Source organism: Luteibacter sp. 9135, assembly GCF_000745005.1.
Lineage (GTDB): Bacteria > Pseudomonadota > Gammaproteobacteria > Xanthomonadales > Rhodanobacteraceae > Luteibacter.
This window is the reverse complement of record NZ_JQNB01000001.1, coordinates 613721-632599: the sequence shown is the minus strand read 5'-3', so window position 1 is coordinate 632599 and position 18879 is coordinate 613721. Positions and strand designations below refer to the sequence as shown.

Sequence of the window (18879 nt, the reverse complement as noted above, 5' to 3'; positions counted from 1 at the left end):
GCCCTGGGGCCTAGCGGGTGCCGCGCACCACGATGGTCTTGCCCGCCACATCGATCATCCGCTCTTCTTCCAGCTGCTTGAGCACGCGTCCCACCATTTCGCGCGAGCAACCCACGATCCGGCTGACCTCCTGGCGGGAGATGCGGATCTGGGTGCCGTCCGGGTGGGTCATGGCGTCCGGCTCCTGGCACAGGTCCAGCAGCGTGCGGGATACCCGGTTGGTCACGTCCATGAAGGCCATGCGGCTGACCTGGCGTGAAGTGCGCAGCAGGCGATGGGTCAGCTGGGAACCGATGGCGAACAGTAGCTTGGGGCATTCGGCGGCGAGTGGGCCCTCCAGCAGCTGGAACAGCCGCTCGTAGCTGATCTCTGCCATCTCCACGGCGGTGCGGGTACGCACCAGCGACTCGCGCTGGGCCTGCTCGACGAACAGGCCCATCTCGCCGATGAACTGCCCCCGGTTGATGTAGGCCAGGATCAGCTCACGGCCTTCCTCGTCCTCGGTGCACACCGCCAGCGAGCCTTCGACCACGTAGTACAGTGTGTTGGCCGGATCGCCCGGGCGGATGATCGCGGTCTTGCCGGGGTAGCGGCGGCGATGGCATGCGTCCAGGAAGCGGCCCATCGCGATGGGGTCCGGCGCAAAGCCCGTCGGCGCTTGCGAACGTTCGAAAGCCTGTTGAAGCAAGTATTTGAGTTGGGCCACAGCTGATTCCGATGGGTCGCAATGGCATGGCAGCCCCGGATGAGTGTATGCCGACGGTTTTCCGTCAGGCGTCGCCTACTTGCCATGTGTCAGGGCGATTATTGCAGACAACCGGGGCACAAAATCCACAAATTAAATCGATCCACCCCGGGCGTGTTCAATTCCTGAGCGTCTTGCCTCATAATTTCACCCCCTCGGTGTAGGGACCCTTTGTCTTATGCCGTACACAAGCGCCGGGCAGAATGACGCCCCGTCGCTTACATCACCTGCGGGGACCCTAGCTGCTAACCCGCGTCTACTGCTGGCCGTTCCTCCCGGCCTCGGAGAGTCGCTGTGGTCAAACCGCTTCCCCGCCTTCGTCTGCAAGGTTTCAACAACCTTACCAAGGCGCTCAGCTTCAACATCTACGACATCTGCTATGCGGTGTCCGAACAGCAGCGCCAGAACTACATCGAGTACATCGATGAGCAGTACGACGCCGATCGCCTGACCCAGATCCTCACGGATGTGGCCGAGATCATCGGCGCCAACATCCTGAACATCGCCCGCCAGGACTACGACCCGCAGGGCGCATCGGTCACCATCCTGATCTCGGAAGAACCGGTGGTCGAGAAGCTGGGCCGCGACACCATCTCCGGTGCCGTCGTCGCCCACATGGACAAGAGCCACATCACCGTCCATACCTACCCGGAAACGCATCCGCACAACGGCATCGCGACATTTCGCGCGGACATCGACGTGGCTACGTGCGGCGTCATCTCGCCGCTGAAGGCACTGAACTACCTGATCGACAGCTTCGAGTCGGACATCGTGATCGCCGACTACCGCGTGCGCGGCTTCACGCGCGACGTGAAGGGCAAGAAGCACTTCATCGACCACAAGATCAATTCGGTGCAGGACTACCTCGCCAAGCACATCCGTCAGAAGTACGAGATGTTCGACGTGAACGTCTACCAGGAAAACATCTTCCACACCAAGATGCACATCAAGGACTTCGACCTCGACACCTACCTGTTCGAGGCCCAGGCCGACGATCTCTCCTTCAAGGAGCGCCAGCGCATCGAATCGCTGCTGCGCCGGGAAATCGAGGAGCTGTTCCACGGCCGCAACCTGATGTGATTCACAAACCCCGCGAAAAAGCGGGGTTTTTTTTGCCTGTCCTTTGTTCAGGCCGGCGCCGTCGCCCGGATGAAGTCGATGAAGGCGCGCAGGGGCGCGGGTACCAGGCGTCGTCCGGGGTAGTAGAGGAACGGGCCTGGGAACGACAGCCACCAGGATGCCAGCACGGGTTCGAGCGCACCGCTGTCCAGGTGTGGCCGCAGCCAGTCCTCGAACAGCATGACGATGCCCGTGCCGGCGATGGCCGCATCCACCGCGAGGTCGGTGGCGCCGCCGATCCGGACCACGAGTGGGCCGGTCGGCTCGACCCAGACCGTTTCGCCGTCCCTCTCGAACTCCCAGGCGGGCATGTTGCCGCTGGCGAACCGCCCGCGCAGGCAGGCGTGCCCCAGCAGCTCGCGCGGGTGCGCCGGGCGGCCGTGGCGATCCAGGTACGCCGGCGAGGCGGCCGTGGCGAAGCGCTGGACCCGGGGGCCGATCGGTATCGCGATCATGTCCTGCTCCAGGCGCTCGTCGTAGCGGATACCGGCGTCGCAGCCGGCCGCGAGGACATCGACGAAGCTCTCGTCCGTGAGGACCTCGAGCCGGATATCCGGATAAGCCGCCAGGAAGGTCGGGACAAGAGCCGGCAGGACCAGTCGGGAGGCGCTCATGGGAACGTTCAGGCGCAGCGTTCCGGCGGGGCGATCGCGGAAGCTGTTGACGACATCCAGCGCCTGTCCCACCTCGGCCAGGGCCGGCGCGAGGCGATCGAGCAGGCCGCGACCGGCCTCGGTCGGCGCCACGCTGCGCGTGGTGCGATTCAGCAGGCGCACCCCGAGACGGGCCTCCAGCCGGCGGACCGCCTCGCTCAGGGCGGAGGCGCTGCCGCCGCTCAGGCGCGCCCCTTCGCGAAATCCGCCGGCCGTCGCGACGGTGACGAAGGCATGCAGGTCGCCGAGGTCCGCTTTCATGGTCATCTCCTAGACATGGGTTGTGCGGAATGCGGGACAGGCCGTGCCGATTGTGCCCTCTTATCGGCTTATCCGTCGGCGCCTACGCTACGCACTCACTCAATCGGGAGTTCTTCCATGACCACGATCCAGACGTCGGGCACCTTCCATCTCGGCGACCTTCCGGTCCATCGGCTGGGCTACGGGGCGATGCAGCTGGCCGGCCCGGGGGTGTTCGGCCCGCCGAAGGACCGCGATGCCGCGTTGGCCGTGCTGCGTGCCGCCGTGGAACAGGGCGTGGACCATATCGACACCAGCGACTTCTACGGTCCGCATGTCACCAACCAGCTGATTCGCGAGGCCCTGCATCCGTACCGCGACGACCTGGTCATCGTGACCAAGATCGGCGCGCGCCGTGACGAAAAGGGTGGTTGGCTGCCCGCCTTCTCCCCGGGGGAGCTCACCGCCGCCGTGCACGACAACCTGCGGAACCTGGGCCGTGACGTGCTCGACGTGGTGAACCTCCGGGTGATGTTCGACACCCATGGCCCCGCGGAAGGGTCCATCGCGCCCATGCTGGAAACGGTGGCGGGCCTTCAGCAGCAAGGCCTGGTGCGGCACATCGGGCTGAGCAACATCACTCCGACCCAGTTGGCCGAAGGCCGTGGCCTGTGCGACATCGTCTGCGTCCAGAACATGTACAACCTGGCCCAGCGCGCGGACGACGCGTTCATCGACGACCTGAAGGCGGCCGGTATCGCCTACGTGCCCTTCTTCCCGCTGGGCGGGTTCAGTCCACTGCAGTCGGATACGCTGAGCGGCATCGCCACGCGTCTGGGCGCAACGCCCATGCAGGTGGCCCTGGCGTGGTTGCTGCACCGCTCGCCGAACATCCTGTTGATCCCCGGCACGTCATCGGTCGCCCACCTGACCGAGAACCTGGCCGCCGCCGATCTCACGCTGGACGCCGATGTGCTGCGCGAACTGGACGCCGTGGGCAGGGCGGCCTGACCGGAGCCGCCTTCACGCACGCATGCCTAGGATGTAGGGCATGCGCGCGCTGCTGCTTTTCGTCCTCTTGCTGTCCGTCGTCGCCCTGGTCGGGACGAGTGGCTGGCGGCCGCCGGATCGTTACAACCCGTGGGCGCCGCTGGACCTCACTGCACCGCCGGATGTCTTTCTTCGCTACAAGCTGGACCGCCTCGGTGGCAATCCCGCGATGTGCCGGGCCGCCCTCCGGCATGCCGGCGCCGTCTTCGTTCCGCTGGCCGACCACGAGGAAGTCGGAGGCTGCGGCTGGAGCGATGCCGTGCGCGTGTCCGCCCTGGGCGAGGCGCGGCTGGGGTCGCCCGTCATGCTCACCTGCCCGTTAGCCGCCGCGATGGTGCTATTCGAGCGGAGGGCGCTGCAACCGGGCGCCAGGGCGGCGTTCGGTTCACCCGTGCGCGTGATCGAGCATGTGGGCAGCTACGCCTGCCGTAATGTCTATCACCGCAACGATGCGCCGCTGAGTCGCCACGCGCGGGCCGACGCGATCGACCTCACGGCGTTCCGCCTGGCCGACGGCCGGCGCATCGTCGTCGCGCGTGACTGGAGCGCCCCGCGAGAGGAGCCTTTCCTGCACGGGCTGCAGGCTGACGGTTGCGGTTATTTCGGCGCGTTGTTGGGGCCGGATTACAACGCCGCCCACCGCACGCACTTCCATGCGCAGGGAAGCGGCTACGGCGGCTGCCGCTAGATGCGGTAGGCCACGGTCTTCATCACGGCCGAGGCCGCCTGCATCAAACGGGGCAGGGGCCAGGGCAGCGCGATGCCGCCACGGGCCTGCGCCGCATCCGCGTGGCGCACCTCGTCCTCCTGCATGCGCGCGAGGATCGCCCGGGATCGTTCGTCTTGCGGTGGCAGGCGCGTGAGATGCTCGGCAAGGTGCGCTTCCACCTGGCGTTCCGTTTCCACGACGAAACCCAGGCTGATCGGATCGCCGATGGCCGCGGCCGCGACACCGATCGCATAACTGCCCGCATACCACAGGGGATTGAGCAGGCTGGGGCGGCTGTCGAGCTGGCTGAGCCGCTCGGCACACCAGGCCAGGTGATCCGTTTCCTCGCGGGCGGCGTGCATCAGGTGTGCGCGGGTTTCGTCGGTGCGCGCCAGGGCGGCCTGGCCGACGTAGAGCGCCTGCGCGCACACCTCGCCCACATGGTTGATCCGCATCAGTCCGGCCGCATGGCGGCGCTCCAGCTCCGACATCGGTGCCTCGGGCACGGTATCGCCGGGCGACGGACGCGCCGCTTCCGGCGAGCCCGCGACGGCCTCCATGGCGCGCTCCACACCGGCCAGCAGGCGATCGAGGGGGCTGAGCGTGCGAACGGGCATGATCGAAAACTCCTGACGAAACGGGATACGTCACGTTACAATGCGCGGGTACCGGGAAAAGGTGAAGTCGCTGCGGCCGCTTGTCGCGCCAGTCGTCCTTTCGCTTCCCGAGGCTTGTGAAACGGGCCGTTCATCATGTTATGATTGTCGGCCCGAAGCTCACCTGCACGGTGGGCTTGCGCGATGAGGGAAAAGTCCGCTATTCTCTCGCGCCTTTGCTTTCACCGATTCCGTGTTCCGCCCATCAAGGCGGCAAACCAGGTATTTGAAATGAAAACGTTCACCGCCAAGCCGGAAAGCGTCAAGCGTGATTGGTTCGTGGTCGATGCCACGAACAAGACGCTCGGTCGTCTCTCGACCGAGATCGCGCGTCGCCTCCGCGGCAAGCACAAGCCCGAGTTCACCCCGCACGTCGATACCGGCGACTACATCGTCGTGATCAACGCCGAGAAGGTGGCCGTGACCGGTGCGAAGCTGGACGACAAGATGTACCACCGCTTCACCGGCTACGTCGGCAACCTGAAGACCACCAGTCTCAAGGATCTGCTCGCCACGCACCCGGAGCGAGTCATCGAAATCGCCGTCAAGGGCATGCTGCCGAAAAACCCGCTGGGTCGTGCCATGTACCGCAAGCTCAAGGTGTACGGCGGCGCCGAGCACCCGCATACCGCGCAGCTGCCCCAGGCGCTGGAAATCTAAGGAAACCACATGGCTACCCAGCAGAATTACGGTACCGGCCGCCGCAAGACCTCCGCCGCTCGCGTGTTCCTTCGCAAGGGCACCGGTGGTATTGTGGTCAACGGCAAGCCGCTTGATCAGTTCTTCGGTCGCGAGACCTCGCGCATGATTGTTCGTCAGCCGCTCGAACTTACCGAAAATGTCGATAAGTTTGATATCATGGTGACGGTGGCAGGCGGTGGCATTACGGGTCAGGCCGGTGCGATTCGTCTCGGCATCTCCCGCGCCCTCGTCGAATACGACGAAGCGCTGAAGTCGCCGCTGCGCAAGGCTGGTTTCATGACCCGCGACGCCCGTGAAGTCGAGCGTAAGAAGGTCGGTCTCCATAAGGCTCGTCGCGCCACGCAGTTCTCGAAGCGCTAATCCCGCTTCAAAGTTCGACGCTTCAAGGTCAGAGCGCGTCGAAACCCGTTTTATTGGGAGATCGTCTAACGGTAGGACGACAGCCTCTGACGCTGTCTATCTAGGTTCGAATCCTAGTCTCCCAGCCAAACAAGAAAGGGCCCTGAGCAATCAGGGCTCTTTTCTTTTGTCTTGAAGATCGTTGCAGGCGTCGGTCGGACGATCCTCGGCGACACGCCGATCGTGGCAAGCAATGATTGCCTCGGCGCGTCGGTGGAGTACATGAGCGCGTGCGATGGCGCGTCGTGCGTCCATGACGGCCAGCCAAGAGCAGAGCGTCAACGAAAGGATCGTCGAGCTCATGCATAGCAACAATGCGGCGCGCGCGGCTGATTGCGTGCGCGTGGATCGCGAATCATCCCTGCGGTCGGCCTCCGGGTGCTCTTCCCGGGGTCGCGCACGGTGCCTGGTGGCGATGGGACGCGTATAGGACAGCTTCACTGTAAAGCACGCCTGGTTCTGCAGCCAGCGCGCGGCATGTCGCGTCGCCATGGGACGGCACACGTGGGCGCCATCGAACAGCCACTGCCCTGTCTCGGCGCTCCCGCACCCCCGCGCCTGTCCGTCTATGAGGTCGGCGATCGGTGCGACGATGCGATAGCCGCGCTTGCGCACGGTAGCCACGTAGCGTGGTGCCCTCGCGTCGTCGCCCAGCCCCTTGCGAAGCATGGCGACCGCCTTGTGCACCGGATTGTCGCCATGGAATTCGCCTGGCCAGCACCGATCGAGCAACCGGTCGATGCTGACGACATCGCCGGCAGCCTCGACCAGGCACAGGAGCACATCAAGATGCTTGGGCTCGAGTGACGTTCGCACCTCGCCACGCTCCAGCACGGCCTGGCGCGGACGCACTGTCCAATCGCCCAACGTAAACGCATTGGTGGCGTCTCTAAGTGGTTTCATCGCTTGGTTGCGCCGATGACAATGGCCTTAACTCCTCGTCGACCATGGAAAAGTGGGGCTCGTAAGGTTTCCGGAAGGACAGGGCATGGCCGCGACGGCCACGCTCCGTCATTCCTTCCCCGGAAACATCCCCATGTCATCAATGTCCATGAATCCATGCGCCACCCAGTCGACACGCGCCCCGTCCATCCGTTTTCCTCCTGGCTCGGGTCCGGATGGACGTCTGAACGTCATTCTTGCGGACGAACAGGCCGTCGTCCGCGAAGGTGTCGCCGCCTTGCTGACCAGGCACGCCGGCATCGCTATCGCCGGTAGCACCAGTGACGGCGAAGAATGCGCGCGGCTCGGCATGCGCGACGACGCCGACCTCATCATCTTCGGTAGCCTGTCGTCAGGATCGCGTGGCATCGACGTCGTTCGTCGCATGGCCGCGTATCGACCACGATTACGCATGCTGTGTCTCTCATCCCACGACGACGCACGTTCAGTGCGCGCAGCGTTTGACGCGGGTGTGCACGGCTATGTGGCCAAGCGTTGTTCGTTCGCGGTGCTCGCCGAAGCCATCGAACGCGTTTTTCGCTGCGGCTGTTACGTCAGTCCCGATATCGCGCATGTCCTCGTGGATGGTTTTCGTTCGCGATGCGGCATGCCGGATGCACGCGTCACCCGCCTCAGTGCACGCGAGCGCGAGGTGGCAAGGCTATATGCCGAAGGTCTCGCCACGCGCGAGATCGCCGAAAAGCTTCACCTCAGCATGAAGACGGTCGGTACGCATCGCGATCATGTGATGGAGAAGCTCGGCGTGCGTGGCATAGCGAGGCTGACGCGCTACGCCATTCGTGAGGGCCTGGTGGCGCTGGATGTGTGATCGACATCGTAGACCTCGCCCACTCGACTGCAAATCAGTGCTCGACCGATATGCGTTACGCGAGTGGTCGCGCATAGTTCACCCAACGGCAGACAACGCCAAGGAAGCAAAACATCATGGCCGATTTTCATCGATTCGCTCCCGTCCTCTTCAGTCACGAAGGCGGTTACGTCAACGACCCGCACGACCCGGGCGGCGCCACGAACCGTGGCATCACACTGGCGACGTTCGCCCATTGCGCACGCGAACTGCTGGGCATCGCTCCAACGATCGACGCCTTGCGCGAACTCACCGAAATGCAGGCGGCGACGATCTACAAGGCACTGTACTGGGACGCGATACGTGGTGACGAGTTTGCTTCGCAGCACCTCGCCAACATGGTGTGCGACTTCCAGGTCAACGCTGGAGCCGCTTCGGCACGGCTGTTGCAGCGCGTGCTAAACAGCCTTGGTGCACAGCCGCGCCTGCATGTCGACGGCAGGGTAGGGAAAGCGACGATGAAGGCATTGCGCGAGGCCGATGCGCATCGTGTGCAGGCGCTCTTCCAGGAAGGTCGTCGCGACTATTACCGCAATCTGGTGACGCTGCGGCCAAGCCTGGCTCGCTTCCTCAAGGGTTGGTTGCGTCGCGTGGACAGTTTCGACGTTACCTCCGACACGACGCGGAGTGCCTGACGGATGCCTACGCAAACGCCATTACCCGGCCTGATCGAAGCCATGGCCAGTGCCGTCATCGACGCCCAGGATCGCATCGAAAAAAGGCAGATGGCCTACCTGGGCGACTATTTCGACGAGGACAACCGACCCAAGAGCATCGTGATCCGCATGCCGTCCATGCGTCCGGATGCGACAGAGGACGATGAAGACCTCTATCGCGCGCCGTTGCTTCCCCTCGTGTCCACGAACCTGCTGCGTATCAAGGATGTCGAGATCAGCTTCGATGTCGATATCGGCAGCCTCACCGATACCGCCGCGGATGCCGTGTCCGAAGGCGACACCATCAAGGACGCGCTGGCCTGGGGGCGGCGTGGCGAGCGCAAGCGTCCCACCGTGCACGTCGACACCACCATTCGTTCCAGCGAGCACACATCCGGCTCGGTGCACGTGGTGATGCGTGTGGAGGGTACCGATCCCACGGAAGGCACGGCGCGCCTCATGAACCACCTGGCACAGACCCAGGGCGTGTTCCAGACGTTCAGGTACGAGGAGTGACAGCACCCGCGTACCGGACCGTGATGCACATGGCGTGTGTCACGTCGTAAACCACAGAAAAGGAGCTTCACATGTCCGAAATGGTCAACATCGCCCAGCAATTCCAGGGCCTGCCGATGGGGGACCTCATCGGTGCGCCGCTAGGGGCCGCCTGCGACGCTCAGATCAAGCTCGCGCAGGCCACGGCGGACTTCATCCGCACCGTGGGTTTCCAGAAGAGCGCCGACGGCACCTCGGAAGAAACGCGTACCGCCGCCTTCCGCTTCAAGCGGCCGGTGATCAATCCCGACGGCACCAGCGGGGAGGAAGAAGTGTCGATGGACGTGCCGCTGCTCTCCATCGTCAAGGTGCCCAACCTTGCGGTGAGCACGGTGGACATCACGTTCGACATGGAGGTGAAGTCGTCTTTCGCGGAAACCAACGAGAAGAAGAAAAACGCCGATTTCAGCGTGGAAACGGGGTTCAAGGTCGGTGCGTTCTCGCTGAACGCCAAGGTGGCCGGGTCGGTGTCCTCGCACATGCAGAACACCCGTTCGTCGGATAACTCGGCCAAGTACCACCTCAACGTCAAGGCCGAGGACAAGGGTATGCCCGAAGGTCTGGCACGCGTGATGGACATCATGCAGACCGCGTGCGAGCCGCGGGTCAGGAGCCTGGCGCCGCCCGTCGCCGAGGCCAGACAGGAGCCGGCCACCGCCTGACGGTGACGTAGCGACCGCGACGCAGGGACGCGTCGCGGTTCATCACGCGAAGGAGTAACCATGTTCGATCTTTCCGATATCCGCTTCGTCAAGCGCATCGTCGTCGGCAGCAACAACCCGAGCCAGATGAGTACCGAGGAACAGGTGGAAGAGGCGAGGGCACTATTGAATCGCTGTCTGAGCGAGTCGCCCAAAGGGAGCATCGTAGGCCTGGAAAAGAGTTTCACCATCCTGCAGATCGGCGAGCACCAGGTCGTGTTGCAGTGGATCTGCTACCACGTCGGTTTCACCCGAAAACCCGTGTGGCTCGGCGACGAAAAGTAAATCAAAAGGAGGGAAGCGACATATGTCGATATCAACCAAAGGGCGCGTTGCGATGGCAATCGTCGCCGGTCTGTTCGTTTTCGATGCCGTGGCAACCGTTCCGCCACTCGCGAACGGCACCATGTGGGCTGGCGTGGCGAACAGCACGAAAGGAAGGGCCATGCATGTGGTGGCGGGTTTCGATGGCGACGCGGTATCGCTTCGTTTCGGCGAGCCGGCGGCCTGCCGCATCGTTGCCACCCCGCTCGATGCGCATGCCGATGTGCATACCTTTCGTTTCAAGGTGTCGCAGAACGGCGGCGCATTTTGCAGGCTGCTCTATCCGGGCGAGTTGACGCTCACCTCGTTGGCGACAGGATCGGTCGGCGTGCGCTTCGATCGCGGCGAGACAGCCTGGAGCGGCACGCTGGAACGTGTCGGGGACCCATAAGGAGACGATGATGAGCATGGAAGGCATCGCAAGTCTGTGGTTGCTCATGGCAGCGGTGGGCGGCGCGATCATGCCGGTCGCGTTGTACGGCGGCAAGTCGCAGGGCAGGGCCATCGTTCGTGTGATCTGCGGCGCGATGCTCGCCGTGTTCCTGTCCCCTGCGCTCAACAAGCAGTACCTGCCCGATGCCGACCTCGACCTCAAGGCGGCCGTGGCATTCCTCGTCGGCTGCTTCGGCCTCAACGTGACGATCCTTGCGCAGAAGTTGCTGGATCAATATGGCGAAGCGGCAGCCAGTCGTTTTCTCGGTGGCATCTTCAAGGGAGCAGACAAGTGATCGTGGCACTCGTTCTCATCAACCTCATCTCGTGTTGCCTGATCGCGATCAGTGCCTTGTGGCTCGTCACCGATAGCACCAAGGCGAGAGGGGCTCGAATATGCTGCGGCATCATCTGCTGCGGTTCCCTGGTCAACGTGAACGCGTTGTGGGTGGCCTTCGCCAACATGCAACCCAGCCATCCCATGACGTGGCCGACCGAAGCCGTGCTCAATGTCGGGGCTGCGGTACTGCTCGGGCGCTGGGCTCTCAAGGGTTGGCTTGCACGCGCCACGGAGATCGAAACCGTGCCCTGAGTGTTAAGAGACTCCAGCTGTGAGCGTATTCGGCAGCCGGCTCATGGCCTCCGGAAGCGTTGAGGGACAGTGGACGCGTCGGTCGTGGATGTCCCGCGACCGGCGCGTTTCATCCAATCCCCCAGAGGAGTCATCCATGCACAGCCATGTCCGTTCCACCCTTGCCGTTCTCGTGGTCGCCACGCTCGGTCTTGGCCTCGCCCATGCCCAAAGCCAGGCCGCGGCCGCATCGTCGGGTCTGGGCCAGTCCTGGCCCGGCGCCACCGACGTCAGCCTGAGTCCGAACTACCACGTCTACGTGTTCCAGCGCGGGACCACGCGCTACATCCAGGTCAACGACACCACGGGCAAGGTACGGGGTGCCGTGGCCCGCACTCCCTATGCACTGGTCGGTACGCCGGTGGGTTCGGATGCCACGAACGTGGCGACGCCGGACGAGCCGCTTCCGGTCGCCGCGAGCACATCCGGCGAGACGGTCTACAAGGATGAGACAGTGCAGGTATTCATCGCACCGCAGGCGGATGGAACCGTGCGGTTGATGGCGGCCCAGGCGGACTGCAAGAACGCATCGGAGTGCACGTCCAAGGGCCCGTAACGATCAGGGGCGGTTTCAGCCGGTACGCGAACCCGCCCCCTGAATAGCCGGAACGTGGCTCGCCGCCAGTCGGCGAGCCACTCGCACGCCGAACAGCAGGGCGGTCGACAGCACGAAGGCAATCACCACCTGCGCGCGGATCATCGACGGGTCCTGCAGTTCGAACGAGGTACTGGCCATGGCGGCGCTGGCAAGCAACCCGGTAATGGCCGTGCCGTGCCAGCCATGGCGCAGGGTGAGCACAAGGACGGGAACGGCCATGGCGATACGTGCCACCTGCAGCCAAGCGCCTTCCGTCAGCGAGGCGGCCACCATGGCGCCGACCAGGCATGGCACGGTGATCAACACCATGTCGCGCATGAGCGGGCTGGTCATCGCGTCGCGCCAGTTCATCTTGTGTCCGGCATCGATCAGCCGCTCGCGCAGAGCGAGGATCGTAGGGGTCAGCGCCAGCGCACCCAGGTAGCATCCCAGCAGCCAGGCCAGCACGATCTGGGCGGTGAGATCGGGAGGGGGCGAACCGTCGCCCGGTTTCACGGTCAGGTAGGCCACGATGTTGCCGGCGGTTACCGAAAGCGAACAGAGCAGCGTGGCGGCCAGGATCATGCCCATGTTGATCCTGCCGTCGGCGCGAAGCAGGGACGCCCGCCGCTGCACCCAGGTCACGGCGGGCATGCACATGACGATTGGAGGAAACGAGTTGAGCACGGCCCACATCACGCCCAGCATGGAGGCGTGCAGTGCCGACATCTCGGCGATCGGCAGGAACTCGCCGACCGCCAGGGCCGGCCAGAAACGACGGGGCACCAGCAGAAGGCACGCCAGGCGCAGGCCGGCCGGCAGCATCCAGTGCGAAAAAGAGACATTGCGGGTGAGCTCATAGCAGGCGGCGTACGCGCCCGCCACGGCGATGCTACGCCCCCAGTCCAACGGATCCGTGTTGTTTGCTCTCACATCCGCCCCCCACCAGCCTCTCGATTGGATCGATCGAAGTCGCCGGAAGCGGCACTTTCCACGATCCACGGTTCTAGTCTGAAGGGTTATCGGCGCCGTCGCCATCGAATGGAGCAAAATTTGACAAATTTGCCGATTCGGCACGCGGAAGGCACCCATCGCTACACTCAGCCCATGATCGACGATGCGCATTTCACCCATGGATTGGCCGGCGACCAGCAGGTTCCCGACTGGCCGCCCCTGGCTGCGGACGAGGTCTCGTCGGTGCTGGCGGGCTATTCCGCACTGGGCGCCACGGGCAACATCCTGTGGCACAGCCCGCGTCCGCTGTCCGCGGCGGCCAGGGTCGCCACGGCGGATGGCGAGGTCTTCGTCAAACGGCATCACCGGCGGGTACGTGACGTCCTTACGCTGGACGAGGAACATCGCTTTGCCGGGCATGTGCGCTCACGGGGCATACCCGTGCCGGCGGTGCTGGCCGACGCCGCGGGTCGCTCCGCCGTCGCCCAGGGCGACTGGGTCTACGAGGTGCACCGATGCGCTACCGGCACGGACGTCTACCGCGATGCGTTCTCGTGGTCGCCCATCGGCGGCATCGCACACGCAAGGGTCGCCGGCGCCATGTTGGCCCGCCTGCACCTCGCCGCCGAGGGCTTCGACGCGCCCCAGCGGGGCACGCACCTGCTGGTGGCCCGCGCGGACATCCTCGGCGCACGGGATGCGCTGGGCGCGCTGGCGGACCAGCTGCCGATGCGGCCGGCGCTGGCGGCCTACCTGCACGAACGCGACTGGCGCAGCGAGATTGCGGCGGCCCTCCAGCCCTGGCAGGCACGCTCTGCCGCCGGGATCGCCCGCCAGCCGCCCCTGTGGACACACGGCGACTGGCACGTGTCCAACCTGTGCTGGAGTGCCGCCGGCGACGAGGCACGGATCACCGACGTGCTGGATTTCGGCCTCTGCGCACGCACCTTCGCCCTGTTCGACCTGGCCACCGCCATCGAGCGCAATGCTATCGCCTGGCTCGAACTGGGGCAGGAGACTATCGCGCGTACCGACCTGGCGCTGGCCCTCGTGGAAGGTTATCGCTCCGTGCGGCCCCTCGGCGCGGACGACCTTGCCGTGCTCGCCGACGTGCTGCCGGTGGTCCACGTCGATTTCGCCCTCTCGGAAGTGGAGTATTTCGAAGGCGTCACGCGCCGCCGCGACCATGCCGACGTGGCTTACTACACGTTCCTCCTGGGTCATGCGCGATGGTTCGCCGGCGATGAAGGGCAGGCGCTGCTCGAGGCCCTGCGCCACGCCGATCGTGCTTTCGTGGTTCAATAGGCGTTCTAGAAGCGGGGGTGCCGGGCGAATGCCGGGCTGAGAGAGTCCCTTGGAACCTGACCCGGTTAATACCGGCGTAGGGAGCTTGCTGCACCACGGACGCCCTTGCGGGCGGCGCGGTGCGCCGTCGCTTCGTTCCTGCCCACGAAGACGACGATGACCCTTTCCCGCACCCCCCTTGCCCTCGCCCTGATCGCGCTCGCCCCGTCGGCATGGGCGGCCGACGACACCGCGCCGCCCGCGCAGGCGCGCACCTTGCCCACAGTCGATGTGCACGCCAACACGGCGGACGGGTATCGCGCAGCGGATTCCCAGCTGGATACCTTCGGCAGCTTCGGCAGTGCCACGCTGCACGACACGCCAGCGGCCATCACCGTCATCACCCGCGCGCAGATCGACGATCGCCAGCCGCGTTCGCTGAGCGAACTGGTCCGCGGCGATGCCGCCATCAACGACAACTACGCGCCGGCCGGCTACTACCAGGACATATCCATCCGCGGTTTTCCGCTGGACCTTGCCACGGGTTTCCGCTTCAACGGCATGATCATGTCGGCGGAGCAGTTGCAGGCGCTGGAAGGCAAGGAGCGCGTGGAAGTGCTGAAGGGCCTCGGCGGCCTGGAGGCCGGCGTCGTCGAGCCGGGCGGGCTGATCAACTATGTCAGCAAGCGTCCGGCCGAGGTCCACACGCTGACGCTGGGCACCGACTCGCATGGTTCCGTGTACCAGGCACTCGACCTGGGCACATGGTTCACGCCCACGTTCGGCGTGCGCGTCAACGCCGCCAACGAAAAGACCCACGGCGTGGTCGAGCACACCGATGCCCGGCGCAGTTTCGTCTCGATCGGCGCGGACTGGAAGATCAGCGACCAGGCCACGTTGCTGCTGGATACCGACTACCAGACCAGCGGCGGTCGTTCGGTTTCCGGCTATCAGTTGCTGGGCGGTAACGCTATCCCGCCGCACCCGCATCGCACGCGCCTGCTGGGTTACCAGCCATGGCAGCGCCCGGTCGGCATCCATTCAAGCAATACGTCGCTTCGCTTCAACTACCGGTTCAGTGACACCTGGAACGCGCAGGTATCGGCAGGACACAGCCATACGGTGATCGACGACAACGTCGCTTTCGCTTATGGATGTTTCTACGCCGCCTCGTGCGCCTCGGGCGCCACGCCGGGTTATTTCTTCGCGCCCAACGGCGATTACGATGTCTACGATTTCCGCAGCCCCGACGACACGCGGCAGAACGACGAAGTGCGCGGCGTGGTCACGGGCAGCTTTGCCACGGGAGCGCTGGACCACGAGGTGAACCTGGGTGCCACGGCGTTCCGGCGTACCGTCGACCAGCGTCCCTACGTTTACGATTACGTGGGCACGGCCAACATCGACGATCCGGTGGTACCCGTGTTCGATCCCTCGCCGAACCAGCCCGGCGCCTCGGTGCGCCGGCTGACCAGCTGGCAGCGCACGCTGTTCGCGATCGACAGGGTCCACCTGGGTGAGCAATGGCAGGTGTTGGCCGGCGCGCGCCTGGTCCGGCTGGACGAGCGGGCGTATGACAGTGCCGGCGCCCTGGAGCGTGCTACGCGCCAGACGAAGACGCTGCCGCAGGCCGCCGTGCTGTGGCAGCTGACCGCACCGCTTACCACCTACGTCAGCTATGGTGAAGGCCTTTCGCTGGGCCGCGAGGCCCCGTACTGGACGTCCAATGGCGGTACGACGCTGGCACCTTTGCATTCCCGGCAGGCGGAAGCGGGCATCAAGTACGCGGTGAACGATGCGCTCGACTTGCAGGCCGCGCTCTATCGCATCCGTCAGTCGTACCAGTTCGCGCGCCCGGATGGCACGGCGGAAGGCTTCACCTTCGTGCAGCAGGGGCAGGAAGTCCACACGGGCATCGAGATGAACCTTGCCGGCCGTGTCACCGATCGCCTGCGGATCACCGCCAGCGCGAACATCATCCGCGCGCGCGCGGAAAACACCGGCGCGCCCACGTACGAAGATCACCAGGTGGTCAATGTGCCACGTTGGCGCACGGCCGTGTACGCCGATTACAGCCTGCCCTTCGTGCCCGGGCTCGCCGTTCTCGGCGGCTGGCGGTATGCCAGCAGCAACGTGGCCACGCCCGACGGTTCCACCCGGGTACCGGCATACCATGTGGTCGACGTCGGTTTACGGTATGTCACCGCCGTGGGTGGCCATGCGATGACCTGGCGGCTCAATGTCGACAACGTCTTCAACCGGTTCTACTGGCGCGACACGGGCACGTCCGGTGGCGATGCCTACCTGTTCCCCGGCCTGCCGCGCCTCGCGCGCCTGTCGGTGACCTATGAGCTTTGAGCTGTCCGGTTTCGAAGTGGCCGCCGCCGTGGTCAGCGCGGTGGCCGTGTGGCTGACCGCGCGACGCCATCCCTGGTGCTGGCCCGTGGGCCTGGTGTCGGTGATGGCCTATGCGTGGATCTTCATCGACGCGAAGTTGTACTCGGACACGCTCCTGCAAGTGATCTTCGCCGCGTTGATCCTCTACGGCTGGCATCGCTGGCGGCGCCACCTGGACGACGAGGGCCATGTGCGCGTGGCCGCGCTGGAAAGTCGCCGCGCCGCGCTGCACCTGGCGGTGGGCGCGGCGGCCGCGCTCGCGCTGGGCTACGCCATGCACCGCTGGACGGATGCGTCGCTGCCCTGGCTGGACGCCGGGCTGACCGCCTTCAGCCTCGTCGCCCAGTGGTGGCAGGCGCGTCGGCACGTGGCCGCCTGGTGGCTGTGGATCGGGGTGGACGTGATCTACGTCGGCGAATACATGTACAAGGCGCTCCCGGTCACGGCGGTGCTCTATGCCGCGTTCGTGGTGCTGGCCGTGCTGGGCCTGCGCGCGTGGCGTCGCGAGCCCGCGGGCGGCCCGGCGTCGGCGACCTGAGCGGCCTCAGAGCTTGGGAATACGGATGCGGCTGACCATCAGCGCACCGGATACGGCGAACATGAGCGAAAGCGGATGCAACGTCAGCGTGGCCAGACGCACGCTGCCCAGCCACATCGCGTCGTGCAGCGCGCCGGCACCGGCCGCGGCGCAGAGCACCGCCACCAGCAGAATCGAGGTGGGGATGGGCGTGCCCTCGAAGTGGGTGACCTTGCCTTCCTCGTTGGCCAGTCCTTCCGCGGTGACGTTGTAACGGGCCAGGCGCGAGACACCGCAGCAGACGAACATCAGCAGGATGGCGCGATCCAGGCCGCCCTGCATGCCGCAGCCGTAGCCGATGACGGCGGGCGCGACGCCGAAGGAGATCACGTCGGCCAGGGAGTCCAGTTCACGGCCGAGCAGCGAGGCCCGTTGGCGCCAGCGGGCGATACGTCCGTCGAGCACGTCGAACACCAGCGCCAGCAGCACAAGGCCGCACGCCATGTAGAGGTGCCACACACCGCCTTCCTGCAGGTAGGTCATCGTCGAGAACAACGCACCCACGCCGCTGGCCGCGTTGCCGAGCGTGAACCAGTCGGCCAGCGCGAAGTCGCGGATCATGGAAAACGGTCGCGGTTTCGGGTTCATCGGCAGGCTCGGGTGGGACGGGGCGCCAGTCTACAAGGCTCGGCGGTCGGTACGGCGTGCACGGGCGGCCGCGAAGCCGCCCGATTTTTCAGAATCCTTCCATAGTCCGGCGCGGTATCGGCGGGCAAGATGTTGCTGTCGCCGCCGGTGGCGCGGTGTGGCTCAAGGATTTGAGCCCGGCCGCCACCGGCGAACGTCAGCGGCCGGGCGTGGGACGCGTCCCGGCCGCTTCTTTCTTCAGTGCCTGGGCGACGCACCCCAGTCGTTCGGGCCGAACTTCAGGTGAAGCACCGCGTGCGTGCTGTCGTCACCCGGTGGCTTGTAATCCAGCGAGGTGCAGCCCGTCGCCAGTTGGCGCCGCGCCGCGGTCACCATAGCCTTGCTCATCTGCGTGGCGTACGTCGGTCCACCCGGTCGGGACATCGCGATGGCGATGCCGAAGCCATCCGGGCTCACACCGTCGGTGAAATCCGCCGGAGCGCGCTGGCCGCTGGGCAGCGCCACGATATCCATCTTCCGCCCGCAGCCGCCGACACTGACGATGTCCACGCCATTGAGCAGGCTGCCGATGAATCCGTCCGCACGCTCGGCCAGCGAGTCGACCGCCTCCACCGTCGTGCTCAGCCGGATCTTGATGTAGTAAAGCTTGCGATAGAACAGGTAGGCGCGCGATGTGAGCATGTCCTGCTGCGCATCGAACACGATCGGCAGGAAGCGGCCCTGGAGTTTCCTGCCGCCGCCCAGGAGGGCTGTGTACGGAGCTTCGTCGCCCCACCACACGTTCCGGTAGATCTCCTGGCGCTCGGCATAGGCTACCGACTCGCGAAAATCGTCGGCGGCCTGCCTGAGCATTTTCGTCGGGTCGCCTTCACCTGCGGGATAGATGAACACATCGGCGATGATCCAGTCGGCGTCGTCGAGGTGATAACGCAGCGATACGCCGGCGGCGATATCGCCCTCGTCCGCGTAATTCTTCACCGCCGTGAGGCTGGCGCCAGGAAGGCGTTTGAGCGCGACGATCCATGTGTCGTCGACAACGCCACGATGGCTCTGTGCGTCGGGAAACACCATCGGTGGCGCCACGGGCGCATCCTGCGCCATCACAGCGGATGCGCTTGCC

At 65.2% G+C, this 18879-nt stretch carries 24 protein-coding genes, 1 tRNA gene and 1 riboswitch; of the genes, 18 read left to right on the top strand and 7 right to left on the bottom strand.

All coding sequences use genetic code 11. The annotated features are described in order from the left end of the window. Positions 1-10: 10 nt before the first annotated feature. Positions 11-706, bottom strand: a complete 696-nt coding sequence (gene crp, locus FA89_RS02870) for a cAMP-activated global transcriptional regulator CRP (protein ID WP_036138022.1) — start codon at positions 704-706, stop codon at positions 11-13. A 333-nt stretch (positions 707-1039) separates the two neighbouring features. Between crp and speD the strand changes: the two genes are divergently transcribed. Further along, positions 1040-1825, top strand: coding sequence for an adenosylmethionine decarboxylase (speD, locus tag FA89_RS02865; RefSeq protein ID WP_036109987.1), 786 nt, complete (start codon positions 1040-1042; stop codon positions 1823-1825). A 47-nt stretch (positions 1826-1872) separates the two neighbouring features. On the opposite strand, the gene FA89_RS02860 is transcribed toward speD, so the two are convergent. Then, positions 1873-2757, bottom strand: a complete 885-nt coding sequence (locus FA89_RS02860) for a LysR family transcriptional regulator (protein ID WP_221174351.1) — start codon at positions 2755-2757, stop codon at positions 1873-1875. A gap of 138 nt (positions 2758-2895) precedes the next feature. Here FA89_RS02860 and FA89_RS02855 point away from each other — a divergent pair, with 138 nt between their 5' ends. Together FA89_RS02855 and FA89_RS02850 are read left to right on the top strand one after the other, a co-directional pair. Beyond that, positions 2896-3768, top strand: coding sequence for an aldo/keto reductase family oxidoreductase (locus FA89_RS02855; protein ID WP_036138018.1), 873 nt, complete (start codon positions 2896-2898; stop codon positions 3766-3768). 40 nt (positions 3769-3808) lie between these two features. Then, positions 3809-4495 carry an extensin-like domain-containing protein gene (locus tag FA89_RS02850; protein WP_036138016.1) on the top strand — a complete coding sequence of 229 codons (687 nt, stop codon included), beginning with the start codon at positions 3809-3811 and terminating at the stop codon, positions 4493-4495. On the opposite strand, the gene coq7 is transcribed toward FA89_RS02850, so the two are convergent. Further along, positions 4492-5133: a 2-polyprenyl-3-methyl-6-methoxy-1,4-benzoquinone monooxygenase gene (coq7, locus tag FA89_RS02845; RefSeq protein ID WP_036138013.1), complete on the bottom strand. Its 642-nt coding sequence runs from the start codon at positions 5131-5133 to the stop codon at positions 4492-4494. The two genes, FA89_RS02850 and coq7, sit on opposite strands and share 4 nt — an antisense overlap. Before the next feature lie 270 nt (positions 5134-5403). Between coq7 and rplM the strand changes: the two genes are divergently transcribed. The 3 genes from rplM to FA89_RS02830 all read left to right on the top strand — a co-directional run bounded on the left by rplM (position 5404) and on the right by FA89_RS02830 (position 6362). Then, on the top strand, positions 5404-5832 hold the full coding sequence (rplM, locus tag FA89_RS02840) for a 50S ribosomal protein L13 (protein ID WP_036109995.1): 429 nt from the start codon (positions 5404-5406) through the stop codon (positions 5830-5832). Between the two features lie 9 nt (positions 5833-5841). Continuing rightward, on the top strand, positions 5842-6234 hold the full coding sequence (rpsI, locus tag FA89_RS02835) for a 30S ribosomal protein S9 (RefSeq protein ID WP_036138010.1): 393 nt from the start codon (positions 5842-5844) through the stop codon (positions 6232-6234). 54 nt (positions 6235-6288) lie between these two features. Beyond that, positions 6289-6362: transfer RNA gene (locus FA89_RS02830), tRNA-Gln, on the top strand. Between the two features lie 22 nt (positions 6363-6384). Here FA89_RS02830 and FA89_RS02825 read toward each other — a convergent pair. Then, the gene (locus tag FA89_RS02825; protein WP_185754210.1) at positions 6385-7107 is read right to left on the bottom strand and encodes a winged helix-turn-helix domain-containing protein; all 723 of its coding nucleotides are present in this window, start codon (positions 7105-7107) and stop codon (positions 6385-6387) included. Positions 7108-7309: 202 nt separating this feature from the next. Here FA89_RS02825 and FA89_RS02820 point away from each other — a divergent pair, with 202 nt between their 5' ends. The 9 genes from FA89_RS02820 to FA89_RS02780 all read left to right on the top strand — a co-directional run bounded on the left by FA89_RS02820 (position 7310) and on the right by FA89_RS02780 (position 11938). Continuing rightward, complete coding sequence (locus tag FA89_RS02820; RefSeq protein WP_185754209.1) at positions 7310-8044, top strand: LuxR C-terminal-related transcriptional regulator; 735 nt, start codon at positions 7310-7312, stop codon at positions 8042-8044. 116 nt (positions 8045-8160) lie between these two features. After that, positions 8161-8718 (top strand): glycoside hydrolase family 108 protein, encoded by a 558-nt coding sequence (locus FA89_RS02815; RefSeq protein ID WP_036138006.1) that lies wholly within the window; start codon positions 8161-8163, stop codon positions 8716-8718. A 3-nt stretch (positions 8719-8721) separates the two neighbouring features. Next, positions 8722-9255, top strand: a complete 534-nt coding sequence (locus FA89_RS02810) for a DUF2589 domain-containing protein (protein WP_036138004.1) — start codon at positions 8722-8724, stop codon at positions 9253-9255. Between the two features lie 71 nt (positions 9256-9326). Further along, positions 9327-9956, top strand: a complete 630-nt coding sequence (locus tag FA89_RS02805; protein ID WP_036138002.1) for a DUF2589 domain-containing protein — start codon at positions 9327-9329, stop codon at positions 9954-9956. Between the two features lie 60 nt (positions 9957-10016). Beyond that, positions 10017-10280, top strand: a complete 264-nt coding sequence (locus FA89_RS02800) for a hypothetical protein (protein ID WP_036138000.1) — start codon at positions 10017-10019, stop codon at positions 10278-10280. 52 nt (positions 10281-10332) lie between these two features. Then, positions 10333-10710, top strand: coding sequence for a hypothetical protein (locus tag FA89_RS02795; protein ID WP_036137997.1), 378 nt, complete (start codon positions 10333-10335; stop codon positions 10708-10710). 10 nt (positions 10711-10720) lie between these two features. Beyond that, positions 10721-11047, top strand: a complete 327-nt coding sequence (locus tag FA89_RS02790; protein ID WP_036137994.1) for a hypothetical protein — start codon at positions 10721-10723, stop codon at positions 11045-11047. Next, on the top strand, positions 11044-11343 hold the full coding sequence (locus FA89_RS02785; RefSeq protein ID WP_036137992.1) for a hypothetical protein: 300 nt from the start codon (positions 11044-11046) through the stop codon (positions 11341-11343). The genes FA89_RS02790 and FA89_RS02785 overlap by 4 nt, the downstream gene beginning before the upstream one ends. A gap of 136 nt (positions 11344-11479) precedes the next feature. After that, positions 11480-11938, top strand: a complete 459-nt coding sequence (locus FA89_RS02780) for a hypothetical protein (protein WP_051938481.1) — start codon at positions 11480-11482, stop codon at positions 11936-11938. 15 nt (positions 11939-11953) lie between these two features. Here FA89_RS02780 and FA89_RS02775 read toward each other — a convergent pair whose 3' ends face one another. Further along, positions 11954-12868 (bottom strand): MASE1 domain-containing protein, encoded by a 915-nt coding sequence (locus tag FA89_RS02775; RefSeq protein ID WP_036137990.1) that lies wholly within the window; start codon positions 12866-12868, stop codon positions 11954-11956. Between the two features lie 198 nt (positions 12869-13066). On the opposite strand from FA89_RS02775, the gene FA89_RS02770 reads away from it, so the two are divergent. The 3 genes from FA89_RS02770 to pnuC all read left to right on the top strand — a co-directional run bounded on the left by FA89_RS02770 (position 13067) and on the right by pnuC (position 17132). Further along, a complete protein-coding gene (locus FA89_RS02770) occupies positions 13067-14218 on the top strand; it encodes a phosphotransferase enzyme family protein (RefSeq protein WP_036137988.1) in 1152 nt (383 codons plus the stop codon). Between the two features lie 3 nt (positions 14219-14221). Next, positions 14222-14318: riboswitch (TPP riboswitch) on the top strand. Between the two features lie 56 nt (positions 14319-14374). Next, positions 14375-16555 (top strand): TonB-dependent siderophore receptor, encoded by a 2181-nt coding sequence (locus FA89_RS02765; protein WP_036137986.1) that lies wholly within the window; start codon positions 14375-14377, stop codon positions 16553-16555. After that, positions 16545-17132, top strand: a complete 588-nt coding sequence (gene pnuC / locus FA89_RS02760; RefSeq protein WP_051938480.1) for a nicotinamide riboside transporter PnuC — start codon at positions 16545-16547, stop codon at positions 17130-17132. The genes FA89_RS02765 and pnuC overlap by 11 nt, the downstream gene beginning before the upstream one ends. Before the next feature lie 6 nt (positions 17133-17138). On the opposite strand, the gene pssA is transcribed toward pnuC, so the two are convergent. Together pssA and FA89_RS02750 are read right to left on the bottom strand one after the other, a co-directional pair. Continuing rightward, positions 17139-17759, bottom strand: a complete 621-nt coding sequence (gene pssA, locus FA89_RS02755) for a CDP-diacylglycerol--serine O-phosphatidyltransferase (protein WP_036137984.1) — start codon at positions 17757-17759, stop codon at positions 17139-17141. A gap of 237 nt (positions 17760-17996) precedes the next feature. After that, positions 17997-18842: a hypothetical protein gene (locus FA89_RS02750; RefSeq protein ID WP_185754207.1), complete on the bottom strand. Its 846-nt coding sequence runs from the start codon at positions 18840-18842 to the stop codon at positions 17997-17999. Positions 18843-18879 lie beyond the last annotated feature (37 nt).

Bases quoted from the DNA above. Each gene is read 5' to 3' on its own strand.
- FA89_RS02855 (WP_036138018.1), top strand. From the start codon at position 2,896: ATGACCACGATCCAGACGTCGGGCACCTTCCATCTCGGCGACCTTCCG.
- rplM (WP_036109995.1), top strand. From the start codon at position 5,404: ATGAAAACGTTCACCGCCAAGCCGGAAAGCGTCAAGCGTGATTGGTTC.
- FA89_RS02850 (WP_036138016.1), top strand. From the start codon at position 3,809: ATGCGCGCGCTGCTGCTTTTCGTCCTCTTGCTGTCCGTCGTCGCCCTG.
- FA89_RS02820 (WP_185754209.1), top strand. From the start codon at position 7,310: ATGTCATCAATGTCCATGAATCCATGCGCCACCCAGTCGACACGCGCC.
- coq7 (WP_036138013.1), bottom strand. From the start codon at position 5,133: ATGCCCGTTCGCACGCTCAGCCCCCTCGATCGCCTGCTGGCCGGTGTG.
- pssA (WP_036137984.1), bottom strand. From the start codon at position 17,759: ATGAACCCGAAACCGCGACCGTTTTCCATGATCCGCGACTTCGCGCTG.
- FA89_RS02795 (WP_036137997.1), top strand. From the start codon at position 10,333: ATGGCAATCGTCGCCGGTCTGTTCGTTTTCGATGCCGTGGCAACCGTT.
- FA89_RS02790 (WP_036137994.1), top strand. From the start codon at position 10,721: ATGAGCATGGAAGGCATCGCAAGTCTGTGGTTGCTCATGGCAGCGGTG.
- FA89_RS02780 (WP_051938481.1), top strand. From the start codon at position 11,480: ATGCACAGCCATGTCCGTTCCACCCTTGCCGTTCTCGTGGTCGCCACG.
- FA89_RS02770 (WP_036137988.1), top strand. From the start codon at position 13,067: ATGATCGACGATGCGCATTTCACCCATGGATTGGCCGGCGACCAGCAG.
- FA89_RS02805 (WP_036138002.1), top strand. From the start codon at position 9,327: ATGTCCGAAATGGTCAACATCGCCCAGCAATTCCAGGGCCTGCCGATG.
- FA89_RS02815 (WP_036138006.1), top strand. From the start codon at position 8,161: ATGGCCGATTTTCATCGATTCGCTCCCGTCCTCTTCAGTCACGAAGGC.
- FA89_RS02765 (WP_036137986.1), top strand. From the start codon at position 14,375: ATGACCCTTTCCCGCACCCCCCTTGCCCTCGCCCTGATCGCGCTCGCC.
- FA89_RS02810 (WP_036138004.1), top strand. From the start codon at position 8,722: ATGCCTACGCAAACGCCATTACCCGGCCTGATCGAAGCCATGGCCAGT.
- rpsI (WP_036138010.1), top strand. From the start codon at position 5,842: ATGGCTACCCAGCAGAATTACGGTACCGGCCGCCGCAAGACCTCCGCC.
- pnuC (WP_051938480.1), top strand. From the start codon at position 16,545: ATGAGCTTTGAGCTGTCCGGTTTCGAAGTGGCCGCCGCCGTGGTCAGC.
- FA89_RS02800 (WP_036138000.1), top strand. From the start codon at position 10,017: ATGTTCGATCTTTCCGATATCCGCTTCGTCAAGCGCATCGTCGTCGGC.